At 53.7% G+C, this 17,919-nt stretch carries 15 protein-coding genes; all 15 read left to right on the top strand.

What is annotated here, in order from left to right; translation table 11 throughout:
- The first annotated feature begins 243 nt into the window (after positions 1–243).
- The 15 genes from ABGT83_RS10340 to ABGT83_RS10270 all read left to right on the top strand — a co-directional run bounded on the left by ABGT83_RS10340 (position 244) and on the right by ABGT83_RS10270 (position 17,918).
- Positions 244–1,341: an LCP family protein gene (locus ABGT83_RS10340; protein WP_346687428.1), complete on the top strand. Its 1,098-nt coding sequence runs from the start codon at positions 244–246 to the stop codon at positions 1,339–1,341.
- Positions 1,342–1,390: 49 nt separating this feature from the next.
- Positions 1,391–2,044: a YveK family protein gene (locus tag ABGT83_RS10335; protein ID WP_346687426.1), complete on the top strand. Its 654-nt coding sequence runs from the start codon at positions 1,391–1,393 to the stop codon at positions 2,042–2,044.
- A 9-nt stretch (positions 2,045–2,053) separates the two neighbouring features.
- Positions 2,054–2,866 (top strand): CpsD/CapB family tyrosine-protein kinase, encoded by an 813-nt coding sequence (locus ABGT83_RS10330; protein WP_103265437.1) that lies wholly within the window; start codon positions 2,054–2,056, stop codon positions 2,864–2,866.
- Between the two features lie 3 nt (positions 2,867–2,869).
- Positions 2,870–3,523: a tyrosine-protein phosphatase gene (locus ABGT83_RS10325; protein ID WP_346687425.1), complete on the top strand. Its 654-nt coding sequence runs from the start codon at positions 2,870–2,872 to the stop codon at positions 3,521–3,523.
- Between the two features lie 290 nt (positions 3,524–3,813).
- On the top strand, positions 3,814–4,326 hold the full coding sequence (loaP, locus tag ABGT83_RS10320; RefSeq protein WP_103265435.1) for an antiterminator LoaP: 513 nt from the start codon (positions 3,814–3,816) through the stop codon (positions 4,324–4,326).
- Between the two features lie 13 nt (positions 4,327–4,339).
- On the top strand, positions 4,340–5,200 hold the full coding sequence (locus ABGT83_RS10315; RefSeq protein WP_346687424.1) for a sugar transferase: 861 nt from the start codon (positions 4,340–4,342) through the stop codon (positions 5,198–5,200).
- A gap of 36 nt (positions 5,201–5,236) precedes the next feature.
- Positions 5,237–6,475, top strand: a complete 1,239-nt coding sequence (locus ABGT83_RS10310; RefSeq protein ID WP_346687423.1) for a glycosyltransferase family 4 protein — start codon at positions 5,237–5,239, stop codon at positions 6,473–6,475.
- A complete protein-coding gene (locus ABGT83_RS10305; protein ID WP_239926558.1) occupies positions 6,465–7,691 on the top strand; it encodes a nucleotide sugar dehydrogenase in 1,227 nt (408 codons plus the stop codon). The genes ABGT83_RS10310 and ABGT83_RS10305 overlap by 11 nt, the downstream gene beginning before the upstream one ends.
- A 1-nt stretch (position 7,692) precedes the next feature.
- Positions 7,693–8,829 carry a non-hydrolyzing UDP-N-acetylglucosamine 2-epimerase gene (wecB, locus tag ABGT83_RS10300; RefSeq protein WP_187143318.1) on the top strand — a complete coding sequence of 379 codons (1,137 nt, stop codon included), beginning with the start codon at positions 7,693–7,695 and terminating at the stop codon, positions 8,827–8,829.
- Positions 8,817–10,469 (top strand): heparinase II/III family protein, encoded by a 1,653-nt coding sequence (locus ABGT83_RS10295; protein ID WP_103265433.1) that lies wholly within the window; start codon positions 8,817–8,819, stop codon positions 10,467–10,469. Before wecB ends, ABGT83_RS10295 begins: the two co-directional genes overlap by 13 nt.
- Positions 10,466–12,577: a bi-domain-containing oxidoreductase gene (locus tag ABGT83_RS10290; protein WP_157938958.1), complete on the top strand. Its 2,112-nt coding sequence runs from the start codon at positions 10,466–10,468 to the stop codon at positions 12,575–12,577. The genes ABGT83_RS10295 and ABGT83_RS10290 overlap by 4 nt, the downstream gene beginning before the upstream one ends.
- A complete protein-coding gene (locus ABGT83_RS10285; protein ID WP_346687420.1) occupies positions 12,570–13,910 on the top strand; it encodes a phenylacetate--CoA ligase family protein in 1,341 nt (446 codons plus the stop codon). Before ABGT83_RS10290 ends, ABGT83_RS10285 begins: the two co-directional genes overlap by 8 nt.
- A complete protein-coding gene (locus tag ABGT83_RS10280; RefSeq protein ID WP_103265430.1) occupies positions 13,910–15,277 on the top strand; it encodes a DUF362 domain-containing protein in 1,368 nt (455 codons plus the stop codon). The genes ABGT83_RS10285 and ABGT83_RS10280 overlap by 1 nt, the downstream gene beginning before the upstream one ends.
- Entirely contained in the window at positions 15,274–16,410 is a 1,137-nt protein-coding gene (locus tag ABGT83_RS10275) for a glycosyltransferase (RefSeq protein WP_103265429.1), read from the top strand. Before ABGT83_RS10280 ends, ABGT83_RS10275 begins: the two co-directional genes overlap by 4 nt.
- Complete coding sequence (locus ABGT83_RS10270; RefSeq protein WP_129588495.1) at positions 16,407–17,918, top strand: hypothetical protein; 1,512 nt, start codon at positions 16,407–16,409, stop codon at positions 17,916–17,918. The genes ABGT83_RS10275 and ABGT83_RS10270 overlap by 4 nt, the downstream gene beginning before the upstream one ends.
- The last annotated feature ends 1 nt before the right edge of the window (position 17,919 follow it).

Below are 17,919 nucleotides of genomic sequence, written 5' to 3'. Positions count from 1 at the left end.
TTTGTTTTGCTGCGGCCGCTCCGGTTCGCGCGATAGCGCCCGTACGACCGGACAGTCGGGGGGGGGGTCCTCTAAATGAGAGAGAACTCCCGAATTCCCGGTCCCGAGCCTGCAAGACACCATCAACAGCATGATGTAATACCGCCTGAATCGCAGCCTGCGGCATTTCGTCCTGTGGTGCCGCCGCCGAATCAACGTTCCAGCGCTCGACGAGCCGCATCTGCGCCTACCGATTCACGCCTTATGGCTGCTCCCGATCTCTCGCGTTCCGAAGAGATCCTCCGCGTTCGCAAGAAGCGCAAAAAGCATTCGGCGCGCAAAGCCGTTCTTATCACGCTCGCGGCTATCGTGTGCGTGTTCGGACTGGTGGGCGGCGCGGCGGCTTTGTACCTCAATTCCATCAATCAGGCGCTTTCCTTCGACAACAAGCAGGAGGCCGATAATCTGAAGGCCGCTCTTCAGCCGGTGACTGCCGAGACGAAGGATAAGCCGTTCTACATGCTCGTGCTGGGTTCGGACGCGCGCGAGAGCGACGAGGCCTCTCGCTCCGATGTCATCATCCTCACGCGCGTCGATCCGCAGAACGGCACTATCACCATGGTCTCCATTCCGCGCGACACGATGGTCGAGCTACCTGGTCACGGCCGACAGAAGATCAATGCGGCGTATGCCTTTGACGGTGCGGCTGGGGCGGTGGATGCGGTGTCGAAATTTGCCGGCGTGCCCATCACCCACTATGCGGAAATACACTTTCAGGAACTCGAGACACTCGTCGATACGCTAGGCGGGGTGTGGGTGAACGTACCCGTCACCAACGATGAAACCGGCTCAAGCAATACCGGAAAGCGCATCGAAGCCGGAGAGCAGCTGCTCAACGGCGAACAGGCGCTCGCGTTTGCGCGTGAACGCTACGGATACACGCGCGGCGATTTCCAACGCGCCGACAACCAGCGGATACTGGCCCAGGCCATCGTCAAGAAGGTGCTCGATGTATCGCCGCTCGAACTTCCCGGCACCGTCCAGCAGCTTGCTGAATGTGTGAGCACTGACTATGGTCTCAACGAGATTATCGAACTGGCTCAGAAATTCCAAACAGCCGGAGCCGTGACGTTCTATTCGGGGCTCGTGCCCTCGTCCACAACCACGATCGACGGCATAAGCTACGTAGTGACGGAGTATCCGGGCTGGACGGAGATGATGCAGCGGGTTGATGCGGGCGAGGATCCGAACGCCGCACCCACTGCAGGCGCCGAGTCCTCCGATACGACCGATACAGCAAGCACGTCGGGCGAACCCCAAGAGGGCGACGGGCCAGCTTCAAATGCGACGGAGTCATTGTGATGGCTTCTGCGATCAAGCTCAGGCAGGTAACCATGCGTAAAGGACGTTCATGACTCTTCTGGAATTGATAAAGCTTCTGCGAAAGCATCTGAAGCTCGTTATCGCGCTTCCCATTGCGTGCGCAATAGCGATGGCGGCCTTCGCATGGCTGTTTTTGCCGAACCAGTATTCGGCCAGCGTTTCGATGTATGTGCTGACGAAATCGGACAGCGAGTCGAGCGGCGTGTCGAACACTGACTTGACGGCCAGCCAGATGCTCACGAACGACGTGGCGGCCCTTATCGAGCGCGATCGCGTGCTCAGCGACGCCGCGTCGGCGCTGCATATGGACTCGCTCGCCGGATATGACATCAAGGTCACGAGCGCGACCACGACGCGCGTGCTCACGCTCACCGTCACGGGGGAGTCGGCGCAGTCCGTCGCCATCGTCGCGAACCAGCTGGCCGCGACCACTGACAACGTCGCGCAGGAAGCTATGGACGTGCGCGCGGTCAACGCCATCGACAAGGCGGTAGAGCCCGCCGCTCCTTCCGGCCCTCCACGCGCGATGTACACCGCCGTCGCGTTCCTCGCGGGCATTTTCTTGGCTGTTGCCATCGTTGTGCTCATCGATATGGTGAATACGCGCGTGCGCAATGCGGAGGAAGCGGAAGAACTGCTCGGATTGCCGATTATCGGCCGGATTCCAACCATCAAGGGCTAGGAGGGGATCATGGCCAAGAAGAAAAAGCAGTCTTCAAACCAACTCGAGATACAGAACGCGGCGAAGACGCTGTTCGCGAACATCCGGTTCATGTCAGTTGACGAGCCCATCAAATCCATCGTCATTACGAGTTCGGTGCCAAACGAGGGGAAGTCGACCGTTTCAGTCAATCTAGCGCAAGCGATGGCGACGGCCGGAAAGCGCGTGCTGCTCGTCGAGGCGGATATGCGACGGCGCAGCTTAGCTTCGATGCTGAAGGTGCGTGCTTCGTCGGGTCTGTACGCGGTGCTGTCCGATGCTGCGCCGCTGGATGCTGCCGTGGTAAGCACGACGACAGCTAACCTGCAGTTTCTCGATACCGAGCCGAATATTCCGAATCCAGCCGACTTGATCTCATCGAAGCGCTTCAGCCGTCTGGTGAGTCAGCTGGAAAGAGGCTACGACTATGTGATCTTCGACATGCCGCCGGTTGGCACGTTCGTGGATGCTGCCATCCTTTCGACGCTCGTTGATGCGACGATTATGGTCGTTCGACCGAATCTGACGAAGCGTTCTGAGCTAATGGAGGCTTACGAGCAGCTGCAGAAGGCCAACGCTAAGGTGATCGGCGTATGCGCCACGTTCGTTGAGGGTTCTGGATCCGAATACTATTACGCGTACTACACCAATTCGGGCGAACGGGTGAAGCCCGAGGTTTCTCAGAACGTTGCTCCTGCGACGTCTGCCTCGCATGCGTCCATGTCGAAACAGCAGGCGTATCGCTCGAATCCGCATCCGACGACGGCGAGCGTCGTACCGCCGAAACGGGGTTCGAGGAGATAGCCGATGCGCGATCTCCATTGCCATATAGTGCCGGGCGTCGACGATGGTGCCCCCGACCTGGCGGCATCGCTTGCGATGCTTGAGGCTGCGAAGGGCGCGGGCATTACGTCTATCGTATGCACGCCGCACGTACGCGATCCATATTTCGATTATAGAGCGATGCGAGAAGCGTTCGAGTTGTTGCGAGCACATGCCGACGGGTTTCCTCTGACGATGGGCTGGGAGGTCAACCACGCGAAGCTTATGGAGCTCGGAATGGAGTGGGCTGATCGGTTGCACTTCGATGGCACGAACGAATTCCTTTTGGAGCTGTCGACGCGCTGTCATAAGCACGATTTCGACGTGTACGAGCGAACGATCTTCGAACTGCAGGGCAAAGGCTATACGGTGATCATCGCGCATCCCGAGCGCTACCTTGCGGTGCAGGAGGACGTGGAGGTGGCGCGCGAGCTAGTGCGCATGGGCTGCAAGCTGCAGGCCTCGGCCGATTTCGTGGCAGGAGGGCGCATGGGCAAGGAACGAAAGCCGGCAAAGAAGCTGTTCGAGGAGAACCTGTACAGCTACATTGCAAGCGACGCGCATCGAGTGGAGCATTACGACTGCTTCGCTGAGGCGCGGAGGACATACCGATGCCGAGGAGCGCATGCGCGTATGTGAGAGTGAACGATGGGTCGGCTGAACGCTGGCTGCCCGCGCGACGGCAAGCTTTTTGCCGCTTGATCGCAGCAGAAGCGCTGTGACCAAGCGGCAGGAAACTGCACCTGTTGCGCAAATGCGGCTGACTCTCTTGCAGTAGGCCGTCGAAGCGTACGCATATCTTGAGGAAAGCGGGATCGTCGCTGGGTGCGCGTTCCGGATCGATCAAGAGGACTATATCGTTGTTGCGTTTTGGCCGAATGGCTCAAGCGAAGCCATATTCCCATTGGCCTTACTAGGGAGGTGATGGCATGTGGTACGTCGTGCAAACAGTCGGCGGTCAGGAAAAGCACGTGCTTGATCTGATCTATAAGCTTGTCGACGAAGAACTGATCCAAGAGTGCTTCATCCCCCAATACGAGGTAAAAAAACGTATCCGGGGCGTGTGGACCATATGCACCGAGGTGCTGCTGCCCGGTTATATATTCGTGATCACCGAACATCCTGGGAGGCTGCAAGAGGCGCTGCGAAGCGTCCCGAAGTTCACCAGACTTTTGGGCAACAACGATGTGTTCATCCCTCTTGACGATCAAGAAGCCGCCTTCGTCAACGCGTTCACAAAACCCGGCCATCGCGTGGTCGAGTTTTCGAACGGTGTGATGGAAGGGGACGAGATCGTGATCCTCAACGGCCCGCTTATGAATCAGACGGGCCTCATCAAGAAGCTCGATCGCCACAAGCGCCTTGCGTATCTGGAGATGGAGATTCTTGGCCGTAAGAAAACCGTCAAAATCGGATTAGAGATTGTTCGGAAAAGACCCTGACAACACAATAGACATGACCGCTACAGGTGCTGGCGCGCTGATTGACGACGATTTTGCGGGAGCAGGGGAAAGCGTTTCGGCGGACGGCGCTGAGACTTTTGCACATCCGATGCTTGGCAAGGATGGGTTTGAGAAAACGCTCGAGGAGGGCTGCGAGACGGCAGCCATGCTCGCGTCCGATGTGGCGTTCTTGGTTCCCGAACTTGTTTCCGAAGTCGAGGGCCCCGTGCCTGTTCCTGTGCGGCTTAATGATCGAGTCGTTTATCGTTTTGTTAAAAGAATTTTCGATATCGTATTCTCGCTGTGCGCGATCACGATACTGCTGGTTCCATCGATCTTTTTGTGCATTGCAATTCGTATCGAGAGTCCAGGAAACCCCCTGTATTCCCAAAAACGAGTGGGTCGGATCGGACGTAATGGCGAGGTGTGCACTTTCGACATGTACAAGTTTCGTTCCATGCATAAAGATGCCGATGAGCGTCTGGCCGAACTTCAAGAACTTAACGAAGCCGATGGCCCGCTTTTCAAGATCAAGGATGATCCGCGCGTCACGCGCATCGGCCGCTTCATCCGTAAACACTCGATCGACGAGCTCCCGCAGTTCCTGAATTGCCTCGCGGGTCAGCTTTCGTGCGTAGGTCCGCGTCCACCGCTTCCTTCCGAGGTCGCCCAGTATGATGAGCGCGCCATGCAGAGGCTATCCGTCAAACCTGGCCTCACCGGTTACTGGCAGGTGTGGGGTCGCAGCGACACCGGGTTCGACGACATGGTAGCCATGGACCTCGCTTATATCGAAGAGCGCTCGTTCGCCACTGACCTGCGGGTGATCGTGGAGACAACAAGTGTGATGATGTCCGGCAAAGGAGCTTGTTAGCGAATGCAGTCCCCTAAAGTACGAGATAGGGGTAGCTTGAGCATTCTCTATTTCTCTCAATTCTATCCTCCAGAAAACATCGCCAGTGCGTTCAGGGCTGACGAGCACTCGAGAGCATGGGTCGAGGATGGATCTGATGTGACGGTGTTCACCGGATGGCCCAATTATCCTACCGGCTCGGTGTTTCCTGGCTATAAGGTCGAAATGCTCGCAGAGGAACGTCGCTACGGCGTTCGCGTCCTTCGCAGCAAGCTCGTCGCAAAGCCTAACACGAACATCGCGCGACGTATTATGAACGGCATGAGCTTCCTTGTGTGCGGTGCGATCAACATCGTGCTCAACGGAAAGAGGATCGGCAAAAACTATGATATCGTTTTAGCTTCATCTGGCACCGTATTCGCCGGATGTCTCGGGCTGCTTTACGCCAAAACTCACGACTTACCCTTCGTCATCGAATTCAGAGACATCACGTTCGAGCAGATGGTAGCTACGGGGACGTCGGAAGATAGCTGGAAGGTCAAGATAATGCGGACTATCGAGCTTTATCTTGCGAGATCCTCCGCGCACGTCGTCGTGCTCACGAAGGGGTTCAAGAGGCTTCTCTGCGAGAGTGGGGTCGATGGCAACTCTGTTTCTGTGGTGCCGAACGGTGCCGATGCGGCTGTTTGTGCCAGCAGCGACGTTTCAGATGAACTGGTTTTAGGCTACTACGGCACCATGGGAATATCTCAAGATGTGCCGAGAACGCTAAAATACGCCGAAACGGTCAAACGACTGGGCATACCCCTGCGATACGTTATCGTCGGCGAAGGTGCTACGCGCTCCGATGTCGAGAAGGCTATAGCCACGAATGAATATCCCTTCGCTCGGCTGCTGAGAGGCATGCCAAAAAAAGAGCTCGAACATTATTACCAGGTGACCGACGTATGCGTCGTATCGCTCCAGCCGAGCGCTTCGTTCAATGCGACGCTACCTTCGAAGATTCTCGAATCGTTCGCTCGCGGGATTCCTGTACTCTTCATCGGGCCCGAAGGAGAAGCGGCGGAGCTTGTGAGGGAGAGTGGCGCGGGTATAGCCCTTACAGGAAGCGATGAAGAAAATATCGCTACTCTAAGAATATTCTTCTCCAATCCTGATTATCGCGACGAATTGCGTGCAATGGGAGATCGGGCTGTCAGAACCATAGAGTGTCGTTTCTCGCGAAAGAAGCTGGCCAGCCAAATGCTCGACATTTTAAAAAGCGCTGCGGACAGGGGAAATCGGCATGATGATTAACGTTATAGGACTCGGCTATATTGGCCTTCCAACCGCACTCATGTTTGCGGCTCATGGGGTTGAGGTCGTTGGAACCGATTACGACAAAAACCTTGTGACTACGCTTAATAAAGGAAAAACGACGTTTAAGGAGGAGGGTCTAGACGATCTGTTCTCCAATGCGATGAAGGCTGGAGTCTCATTCACGACCGAGTACCAAACCTGCGATACCTACATTGTGTCGGTACCCACCCCTTATGACAAATGCTCAAAAAAGATCGATCCGGCTTATGTAGTTGCTGCAGTCGAATCGGCTCTCGACGTATGTCGACAAGGATCGATCATCGTTGTCGAATCAACCGTCTCTCCGGGCACAATCGACAAGTACGTGCGCCCGGCGATAGTTGGCAAAGGGTTTGCTATTGGCAAGGACGTCCATCTCGCCCATGCCCCCGAGCGCATCATACCGGGCAACATGATCCACGAACTCACGAGCAACAACCGTACGATCGGGGCAGACGATCCGCAGATAGGTGAACGGGTGAAGGAGCTGTATTCGTCTTTCTGTGTGGGGGAAATCGCGATTACCGACATACGGACGGCCGAGATGACCAAAGTGGTTGAAAATACGTTCCGTGACATCAACATTGCATTCGCGAACGAACTCGCCAAGATTTGCCATTCGGACGGCATGGACGTCCATGAGATCATCCGAATAGCCAACAAACACCCCCGGGTGAACATCTTATCGCCAGGGCCAGGCGTGGGCGGGCACTGCATCAGCGTCGACCCCTGGTTTCTTGTCGGGGACTATCCGGAGCTCGCGCGTCTCATTCGCAACGCGCGCGAGACTAACGACTCGATGCCCGAGTTCGTACTCGCGCGCGCAAGCGAGATTATGAAGGAAAACGACATAGAACCCTCCGAGGTTGGAGTCTACGGTCTCACTTACAAAGAGGATGTCAACGACGTGAGGGAGTCGCCCACTCTGCAGATGGTCGACAGCATGAAGCGCCACCTTTCCAGCGAACCCTGCAAGGTCTACGATCCGTGGGTCGAGAACGACATCGTGCCCAATCAGGTGCATTCAATGGACGTCTTCCTTGAGAACCTCAGGATGGTGATCGTCATGGTTGGGCACTCACAGCTGAAACGCGACCTCTCTGTCTTCGATGGACTTATAGTGCTCGATACGCGCAACGTGTGCGGAGACGGAGAGAATGTGCACAAGCTATAGCATGACCGTCTCGAACGAATTCAAAAAGAAGGTTATGCTCGTCTTCGGTACGCGTCCGGAGGCGATCAAGATGTGTCCACTCGCAAATGAGTTGAAAAGCCGGCCTGACGAGTTCGAAGCTGTCGTGTGCGTCACGGGCCAGCATCGTGAGATGCTCGACCAGGTCCTTCGCGCATTCTCGGTCGAGCCGGATCACGACCTCGCCATCATGAGACCAGGGCAAACACTTTTCGATATTACGTGCGACGTACTGCTCGACATAAGGGCGGTGCTCGAGAAGGAGCGTCCCGATGTAGTGCTCGTCCATGGCGATACGACGACCTCGTTTGCGGCAGCGCTCGCATGCTTCTATCTCCGCATTCCCGTCGGCCACGTCGAGGCGGGACTTCGCACACGTAATCTGCTGTCCCCCTGGCCCGAGGAATTCAACCGTCAGGCGGTCGATGTTCTGGCCGAATATTATTTCGCTCCGACCTACCGGTCTAAGCAGAACTTGATCGATGAAGGAAAGCCTTCAGAAAAGATCTTTGTGACAGGGAACACTGGGATAGACGCGCTTCGAACAACGGTGCGAGACGGATATCGAAACGAACACCTCGACTGGGCGCACGGCTCCCGCCTCATTCTGATCACCGCGCATCGACGCGAGAACCTGGGCGAGCCGATGGCGCGGATGTTCCGGGCCATCAGGCGCGTCATGGACGAGCACCCTGACGTGAAGGCCATCTACCCTATCCACATGAATCCTCAAGTGCGGGAAGTCGCCGAAAGGGAGCTATCGGGCGAGGATCGCATTAGAATCATCGATCCACTGGAGGTCGTAGATTTTCATAATTTCATCGCGGCGAGCTATCTCGTGCTTACGGACTCGGGCGGGATACAGGAAGAGGCTCCGAGTCTCGGCAAGCCTGTGCTTGTCATGCGCGATACCACTGAAAGGCCTGAAGGAGTGGTCTGTGGCACTCTAAAGCTCGTCGGGACCGAGGAGCAGGCGGTCTATTCGAGTTTCAGCGAGCTACTTGACTCGGACAAGGCCTACCGATCGATGTCACGAGCCTCGAATCCGTATGGGGACGGGCATGCAAGCGAGCGCATAGCCGACGTGCTGGGAGGGAAGGAGCCGGCGTGCCTGCTTTGACGAAAGCACGGCTCTATCTCGACACAGCTCGGCACCTCAAGCTGAGCCAGATGCTCTACAGAATGTGGAGGAAAGCTGGCGGCGTCACCCCTTTGAAACTTGGATATATTCCACGTACCAAGGCGGGAGATGCCGATATCTCTCGGATAGCCCTTCTCCCGGAACTCGATTTCGACCCGGTGTTCCTAGCCCGTTTTGACTGCGAGGCAATCTTGTGTGACGAGCTGACGCTACTTCATCACACAGAATCAATTGATTGGAAGACATGCTGGAGTGCCGATCTGTCGACCCCACTCTGGCGCTTCAACCTGCATTATCATGAATACCTTCTTCCTCTTGCGAAGCGCTACCTTGACGGTGACGGCGATCGCTACCTACGCAAGGCGATGGCCATTATGGAATCGTGGATGTGCGCCAATGCGAAGCCGGGAGACGGGATAGGTTGGGATCCCTACACTATCTCCATGAGACTTGTGAACTGGCTCGCGTTCTACGGAGAGCTCGAGGATGTTTTGGGTGAGGATCGCGCATTTGTGGAGGGCATGAATGCGTCTTTGGCAAGTCAGTACTCTTATCTGGCACGTCATCTTGAGAAGGACCTTCTCGCGAACCACTACTTCGAAAACCTTAAGGCCCTTGTCTTGGGCGCGCTATACTTCGGCGATGAGGACACCCTTGCAATAGCTTTCCCGCTCCTCGAGAGTCAAGTATGTGAACAAGTGCTCCCTGATGGTATGCATTTCGAGTTAAGTCCGATGTACCACAAGATCATTCTCGAAGACGTGCTGCGGGTTGTCGCGTCGCTCGAGAAGAATGGAAACGACTTGGGAGAGCTGGGGATCTGCGTCCAGCGGATGTGCGACTGCCTTTACTCGCTCGAACGTAATACGAATCGTACCCCCCTGTTCAACGATTCAGGCGACAATGTCGCAAAGCACAAGGATGCTCTCCTCGCCTGTGCGAAAGAGCGCTTCGGAACGATCCCCCGGTATCGTGAGGACTTTCCGGATGCCGGCTATTATCTTATGGAGCGCGATTGCGGAGGCCGTGTTGTCAAGATGGTGTTCGATGCCGGGAACCCTGGGCCTGAGTATGCGATGGGGCATGCGCATTGCGATGCGCTTTCCTTTGAAGTGTTCATCGATGGCGAACCGTGGATAGTTAACTGCGGAACCTATGCGTATCAAGATCCACTTAGGCTCGAACTCAAGCGTACGGCTTCGCACAATACTGTCATGGTCGACGGATGCGAGCAGTCGGAATGCTGGGCATCGTTCAGGGTGGGCAGACGTTCTTCTTCGGTCTTCGCAGCCCGAGAGGATGGTATCCTTTCCGGTTCGATAGTCGATGCACGAGGATGGACCGTCTCGCGATCCGTTTCACTCGACGGCGAGATTCTCTGCGTAGTCGACAAGGTTGCAAGCGGAAAAGATTTGGACTGCTTCTGGCATTTCGCATTCGGCGAGCCTCCGAGCATTGGCGATGGGGCCCAAGCGAAGGCAAGGTCCTCTTTGTCGAATTATTCCCCAGATTTCGGATGCTTGGCCGAGATCGAAAGTTGTTCATATCGAGGATCGGGAACGTTGACCTCCCAATGGTTGGTGCCAACTCCGAAAGTGTTTTCAAAGGAGGAATCGTGAAACAACTGTTCTTAATGGTCGACGACGGCAGCGTGAGATTGGTGGACGTGCCCGCGCCAACCCCCAAGCACGGTTACGTGATCGTCGAGACACTCTGGTCGGTGGTAAGTGCCGGCACTGAGCGTACGCTCGCCTCGTTCGGGAGCAAGAATCTGCTATCGAAGGCACTTGAAAGACCTGATCAAGTTAAGAAAGTACTCGAAAAATTGTCGACGGACGGTCTTGTCGCCACGATGGAAGCCGCCTTCAACAAGCTTGGAGAGCCTATGCCCATGGGGTATTCCGCGGTAGGCCGCGTGCTGTCGTGTGGCAAAGGGGTCTCGGACCTACTTCCCGGCGACTTAGTCGCAATGGCCGGGCAGGCGTACCATGCTGAAGTAAACCGCGTTAACCGGAATCTTGTGGCGAAACTGCCGGAAGGCTTCGCCGACCCGCGTCAGGCGGCGTTTTGCGCGCTCGGCGGCATTGCGCTCCAAGGCATACATCAGGCGGACGTGCGACCGGGTGAGACAGTGGCTGTCATCGGCTTGGGGCTCATTGGACACATCTGCGCTCGGATCCTCGATGCGTATGGATGTGACGTCCTCGGTTACGACGTGGTCGACAAATCGATAGAGGGCACCCGGCTCAAGGCGTTCATCAACTCACTTGATGACAACGCTGCCGAACTGACCCTGGGGCAGACGCAGGGTCGAGGAGCCGACAAGGTTATCATCACTGCCGCGACTGATTCGAACGCCCCCATGGACCTCGCCGCTGCCATAGCTCGCGACAGGGCGACCATCTGCATGATAGGCGTCACAAAGATGGATATCGACAGGCGCCTCTACTATCAAAAGGAGCTTACGTTCACGATAGCCCGGTCCTACGGCGCCGGTCGCTACGATTCGACGTACGAAGAACAGGGTGTGGACTATCCAATAGGCTACGTTCGCTTCACTGAAGGGCGCAATATCGAGGAATTCATACGGCTCTTGCATGCCGGGAGACTCAATCTTTCCGATCTCGTTACGCACGAGGTTCCGTTCGAGGATGCCCGGATCGCTTACGAGATGATCACGACCAACAAGACAAACGAGCGCTACATTGGGATACTCCTCGGGTATGCCGAGCGGGAAGGGAAGCTCGACGCTACTGCTCGCGCCTGCCTTGCAGGGAAGAAGCCTGTAGATGGAACGGTGAATGTGGGGCTCATCGGTGGAGGGAGTTTTGCGCGCAGCACAATCATACCGGGCATGAAAAGCGATGGCCGATACGCCATCAAAGCCTTGGCCACAACAGGAGGCGTGAGCACGGGGCAGACCGCCGCAGAAGCCGAGTTCTCCTACATTACAAGTGATTACCACGAGATCATTGAAGATTCTGAGATCGATCTCGTGATTGTTTCCACCAGCCACAGCTCTCATGCCCGCATCGTCGTTGAGGCCCTAGAGGTGGGGAAGAGCGTGTATTGCGAGAAGCCGTTGTGCCTCACGCTCGATGAACTTGAAGCCGTCGAGCGTGCTTACCGCGAGAGCGAGGGGCAGTTGTTCTGCGGGATGAACCGCCGGCACGCCCCGTGCATCGTCCAGATTCGAGAAGACCTGCATACCGATAAGCTTCCTGCGGTGTACGACTACATTGTTAACGCTGGCGATATACCTGCGGACCATTGGACTCAAGACCCCGCTATCGGCGGCGGGCGCATAATCGGGGAAGCCTGCCATATGGTAGACGTAGTGCAAAGCCTCGACGAGAGCGGGATCGAATCGCTTGACGTGACCTTTGCGAACGTCCCCGTCCATCCATGCGGAGACAATGCCCTCATCACTATGAGGATGCGTTCGGGGGCGATCGCAAATATCGTATATACGTCTGCAGGTTCGAAGAAGTATCCCAAAGAACAGTTGCGCGTGTTCAGCGCGGGCAACGTCTACGAGATGAACAACTATGTTGGACTGACGCGCTACAGCAACGCGAAGAAAAGCTCCCCGAAGATCAAACAGGACAAGGGCTTCGCTAACGAGTATGACTTCATGTTGAAAGTGCTGCGAGGAGAAGTCGAAAACAAAGCCATTGAAGATGCTTTCGAGGGTCACCGGATGCTGCTTGAGGCATTGCATGGATAAAATGGCCATCTACAACCGGCTGCCGATTTTCATGCAGAATTGGGCATGCTCTTTAGAGGGCGCGCATATTGTCACGACGAGATTCGGATCCTCATTTCGCAGGTTATTACAGGATTATGAGATGAGAGTCCGGTGGAGTCCCGAACAGATTGCGGCATACCGCGATGAGCGACTTCGCATTATGGTTAAACATTGCTACGAGACTGTTCCTTATTACAAAAACGTGTTCGATGAAGGAGGGATTAACCCCGTCTGCATTAAAGGTCTTGAAGATTTACCTAAGCTCCCATTGCTCACAAAAAAAGAAGTAAACAGAGCCCCGGATCAATTTCTATCTTCTGCTTACGTCGGCAAGAGGATAAAACACCACACAAGCGGAACAACGGGCTCGGGTTTTGTCTTTTACACTAGCCCTGAAGCAATTAGCGAACAATGGGCTTGTTGGTGGAGATTTAGAAGATCATTGGGTATCGAATTCGGTACTCCTCAGGCAATGTTTGGTACCCAGAAAGTTGTGCCAACTACGCAAACGACACCGCCGTACTGGCGAGAGAACAAGCCGAGCAGTCAGGTGTACTTCAGCGCTTTTCATGAACGTGAAGAAAACCTCGCAGAATACTGTAGGGAAATCCAAAGAAGGCACATTCCCTGGATTCATGGCTATCCATCATTACTTACACCGTTGGCTTCTTTTGCTGAAAAAAACGGCATGCTCTTCCCCGATATCCGTTTCGTAACCACCGGGGCGGAAAACCTCTACGAGCATCAAGCTGAGCTTATCGAGCGCGCTTTTGGAATTCGTCCGCATCAGCACTATGGAATGTGCGAAGGTGTTGCGAATTTCTCTCAAGACGACAAATACCGGATGTTCGTTGACGAAGACTACGCGGCTGTTGAATTCATCGACGAAAGAAGAGTTGTCGGAACAACTTTAACGAACATGGCCATGCCCCTGCTTCGGTGGGATACTGGAGACGTAGCCGAAGTGAAAACACTTCCCGATGGCAAACGTGAAATCGTTTCGCTGGATGGGCGGACCGAAGACAGCGTGCTGCTTCCAGACGGCACGACAGTGGGAAAGCTAGATCACGTGTTCAAAGATACCGTTCATATAGCAGAAGCTCAGATCCATCAAAATTCCGACCTCAGTATCACGGTGTACGCAGTTAAAACCCAAGAGGACGTTTCCGCAGACGAACGAAAAGCTCTCCAGCAATTTGAAGCGAGCTTTACGTGCGCTGTTCCTATCAACTTCAAGTATGTTGCCGAGATACCGCGAGCGAATTCGGGCAAGCTACGCTTTGTTGTCTCAGAGGCCCGGAGGGGTTGCTAATGACTGAAGTGACCGCGCTCAACGGCATCGCGCAGTATGGTTGCATCCTCCGTCCTTCGCAAGAGATAGCTGTGGGTCTAGCCGATGTTTTTTCTCCCATTCGGCATTTAGTCAAACCAGGTGAAACAGTAGTGATAAAACCGAATCTTGTTGCCGACTCGCGCATAGGCTCTTCTGACGAATGGGTGCAAGTAATTACGAATGGGGCGATTATCGAACGCGCGGTTCAGGAGGCCGTTCTCGGATTACAGGGCAAGGGTAAGGTGCTCATCGTCGATGCGCCTCAAACAGATTCTGATTACGAAAAAATTGCCAAACGTATTGATCTTGACGGAATCGTTGAAAGATGTTCGCGTGGTACCACGGTTGAAATCGAGCACTACGACTTGCGGGAGGAGCAATGGATAACGCGAGAAGGGGTTACCGTCGGCAAAAAAAAGCTTAGAGGTGACCCATTGGGGTACAGAGAAGTGAACCTTGGGACGGAAAGCGTTTTCGCCTCAAAAAAGAATAAGCATTACTACGGTGCTGATTACGATCAGAAAGAGACGTCTCGATATCATAATGACGCGGATAACATTTATGTTATGTCTAACACCGTTCTGTCTTGCGACACTTTTATCAATCTTCCCAAGCTCAAACCCCATAAACTTGGAGGGATTACCTGTTGTTTAAAGAACATTGTCGGAACGTGCGTTGTTAAAAACTCACTTCCGCATCATACGACAGGTTCGCCCGAAGCATTCGGGGATCAATTTCCTCTCATGTCTGGAAGAACTCAGGCTGAGGGTACCTTGAAGAAGATAGCCGCAAGTTTACTTAAATACAAGAATCCTCTTATTAGCTATCCAATAGGATTGGCGAAAAAAGCTACGGGAAACATACTTGGTGAACAGACATCAGCGACAGTTCGAAATGGATCATGGTATGGCAACGACACTATCTGGCGAACGATACTTGATCTAAATAGAATCCTATTTTACGCAGACAAACAAGGGACTATGAAAAATACACCTCAGCGAAAGTACTATGCGATAGTAGATGGTGTGGTTGCCGGTGAAGGAGACGGTCCGATGGACGTCGATGCAAAAGAAGCTGGCATTCTCATTGCGGGGAGCGATCCCGTCGCCATTGATGCAGTGGCCTCGACGCTCATAGGTTTTGATTACCGCAAAATTCCCACAGTAATTCAAAGCTTTGCCATGATGCGCTGGCCTTTGACTCGAGATACTCCAGATGACATAAGGATCAAAAGCAATAAAGCGAACTGGAATGGAGCTCTTGGCAACATTGCACTCGATAGTACTTTATCGTTTAAACCGCATTTTGGCTGGCTGGGCCACATCGAAATGGAGAATCGGGAATGAAGTTAGCCCAGATCAACGCTTACTCGGCTGGGTCAACAGGAAAATTGATGCAAAAAGAGCATATGGATGCGCTGTCTCGTGGCGATGATTCGTATGTGTTTTGGGCTCGAGGCGATGAACCGCACTATGCAAATGCAATTAGAGTCGGAACGATATTTGATGTATACGTTCATGCAGCGTGCGCGCATGTTACAGGGCGAGTTGGATTTTGCGGTTCGAAACGCGCAACTGAGAAAATGGTACAGCAGCTACGGCACATTGAACCCGACTCCATTCATTTGCACAATTTGCATGGATACTCGTTTCACCTGCCAACTTTATTTGGCTATCTTGAAGAGACTTCTGCGCGGATAGAATGGACCTTGCATGATTGCTGGTCATTTACAGGCCATTGCGGGCATTTTACTGCAGTAGGCTGTTCGCAGTGGAAGAAGCATTGCGGACGTTCCATGCGCTGCCCTATGCAAAAGGTTGTTCCCTGGTCGCTATTCGATTCAAGTGAGCGAAACTTTGCCGATAAGAAGCAGCTTTTCTCTTCGTTGCAGGATGTGAATCTCATCGTTCCTTCCCAGTGGCTTGCCGATTTGGTGAGCCAATCTTATCTGGCAAAATATCCGATCTCCGTTGTTCCCAATAAAGTGGACGAGAATGTGTTCAAGCCGACGTGCAATAATTTTAAAAAGAATCATGGTATCGAGGACAAGATTATGGTGCTGGGTGTTGCCTCCCCATGGAACGAACAAAAAGGACTCAGCCTTTTTTTGAATCTCGCTCAACTGCTGGATGATAGATTTGCTTTGGTGTTGGTTGGCCTGGATGGCAAGCAACGAGCGGCAATTAAGAAGATGGCCGTTACAGATGCAACCCTCATCCCCCTGCCGGTTATTGCCGACGGTATTAAACTAGCGAAGATTTACACGGCTGCAGATTTTTTTTGGAATGCCAGTATTGAGGAGACTTTCGGAATGACCACATTGGAGGCCATTTCGTGTGGAGCGTTCGCCATTGTATGCACGCGAACACCTGGAGAGGAAATCATTAGCGCCGAAACTGGCATTGCTTTACCGGCAGACGCAGAGCTTGTCGCATCGTATTTGACAGACCGTTGCATGAACGGTGGCAAATCATCGTGATGGATTTCGTATCTCCGTTCGCTATCGTATTCTTAGTGATTCTCGCGCTGATTTTTGCGCGTTCCCGTAAGCATACAGATTTCGCGCTTGCTCTGTTTGCCATCGTGTGCATCATGGATATGAATATGATTTCTGCGCCGCTAGTTACCATAAGCGGTCAGGAAATATCTTGTTCTGACATCGTCCTTGTACTTTTCGTGCTGTTTGCGCTCAGTGCAGCCGCAAGGGATCGAGTTGCGCTCAATAAGCTGGCCCTCTTAACGGCCCTCGTTTTAGTAATCGTGTTTATAGGTTCGTTGTTATTCAATTTCTTCTTCCCCTACGGTAAAGCCATCATCGCCTCCGGAACCTCGTGGGACATGTTCGTGCTTGGATGGGCTACACAATCTGCACAGGTTATTGGCGAGCGCAACCTACTGGTGCTTGCTCGCTACACACTGTTTGCTTTTTCTGGAGTTCTTGCAGTCTCCCTGTTTAAGGGGGATGATTTTATAAGGGTTGGTCGATGGGCGGTTACGGTAGGCAAGCTGCACATTTGCTATGCGCTGTTCGAACTTTTCACTAAGGCCTTCTTCGGTTCGAACATCGCCTCGCAGTTAACTTCGCTTCTTTTTGCTGATAGCCATGTATATACTACTTACATTATGAGAGACTCTTTGGTCGCACTCTGGGGTCTCACGCGCGAGCCTTCTCATTTTGTTTTGGCGCTTGGTTTCTTCGTCATCGTGTTTCTGCTTCTTAAAGTTTCTGGTCGAGCGCCAAGCGAGAAGATGGTTTGGCCGGCACTTGCAGTTGGGCTCATGTGCGTTTCCGCTGCATCTTCGACAGTCGTGTTATTGCCTATACTTGCTCTTTTTGCTCTTGCCTTGTTCCAGATAAAACGTAGAGGTTTCGTTCGTTGGCTGCCTATCTGCATCGTTCTTGTTGTGCTTGCAGCAGGCGTGTATGTTTTCGCTGGTACAGAGCTCGGTCAATCTCTACCATATTTTGAGAAAGCCCATGGTGTTTTCGTTTCTATCGAGAGCGCTTTTCGTGGTGATTATTTCGCTTTGCGCGCAACTATGGGTTCTCCTCGTCTAATCAGCGTGGTCGAATCCATTCGTACTTGGGCTGGAGCGCCTCTACTCGGTATAGGCGTAGGCTCTATCAACCCATTTAGCGGCGTGTTCGCACAACTTGCAAATACCGGGATAGTTGGATTTGCTGCATGGTTGGTATATCTACGCTCGTTGCAAGGCCGTGCGCCAGCTCGTTTCTCCTATTTGATGCTTGTGTTTGTTGTGGCAGGTACGATGCTTTTTTTGGGACAAGAGGGATCGATGTATTCTTTCGCGCTGTTGCTAATTGCGCCCTTGAGTTCTTATTGCTTACGGTCGGCTTGCATCAATCGTAACGAACTCGAAAAACGAGGCACATCAAAGCGACTTCGACCGAAAAGCCCGAAAAGAGAGAAATGCAGCTTCGATGTCGAGTTGGTGCATACGGCATCCGCTGCACCGCGGCGATAAG

This window comes from Enteroscipio rubneri, from assembly GCF_963929405.1.
Lineage (GTDB): Bacteria > Actinomycetota > Coriobacteriia > Coriobacteriales > Eggerthellaceae > Enteroscipio > Enteroscipio rubneri.
Note: the sequence above shows the minus strand (reverse complement) of the source record. Positions and strands in the feature narration are given on the sequence as shown.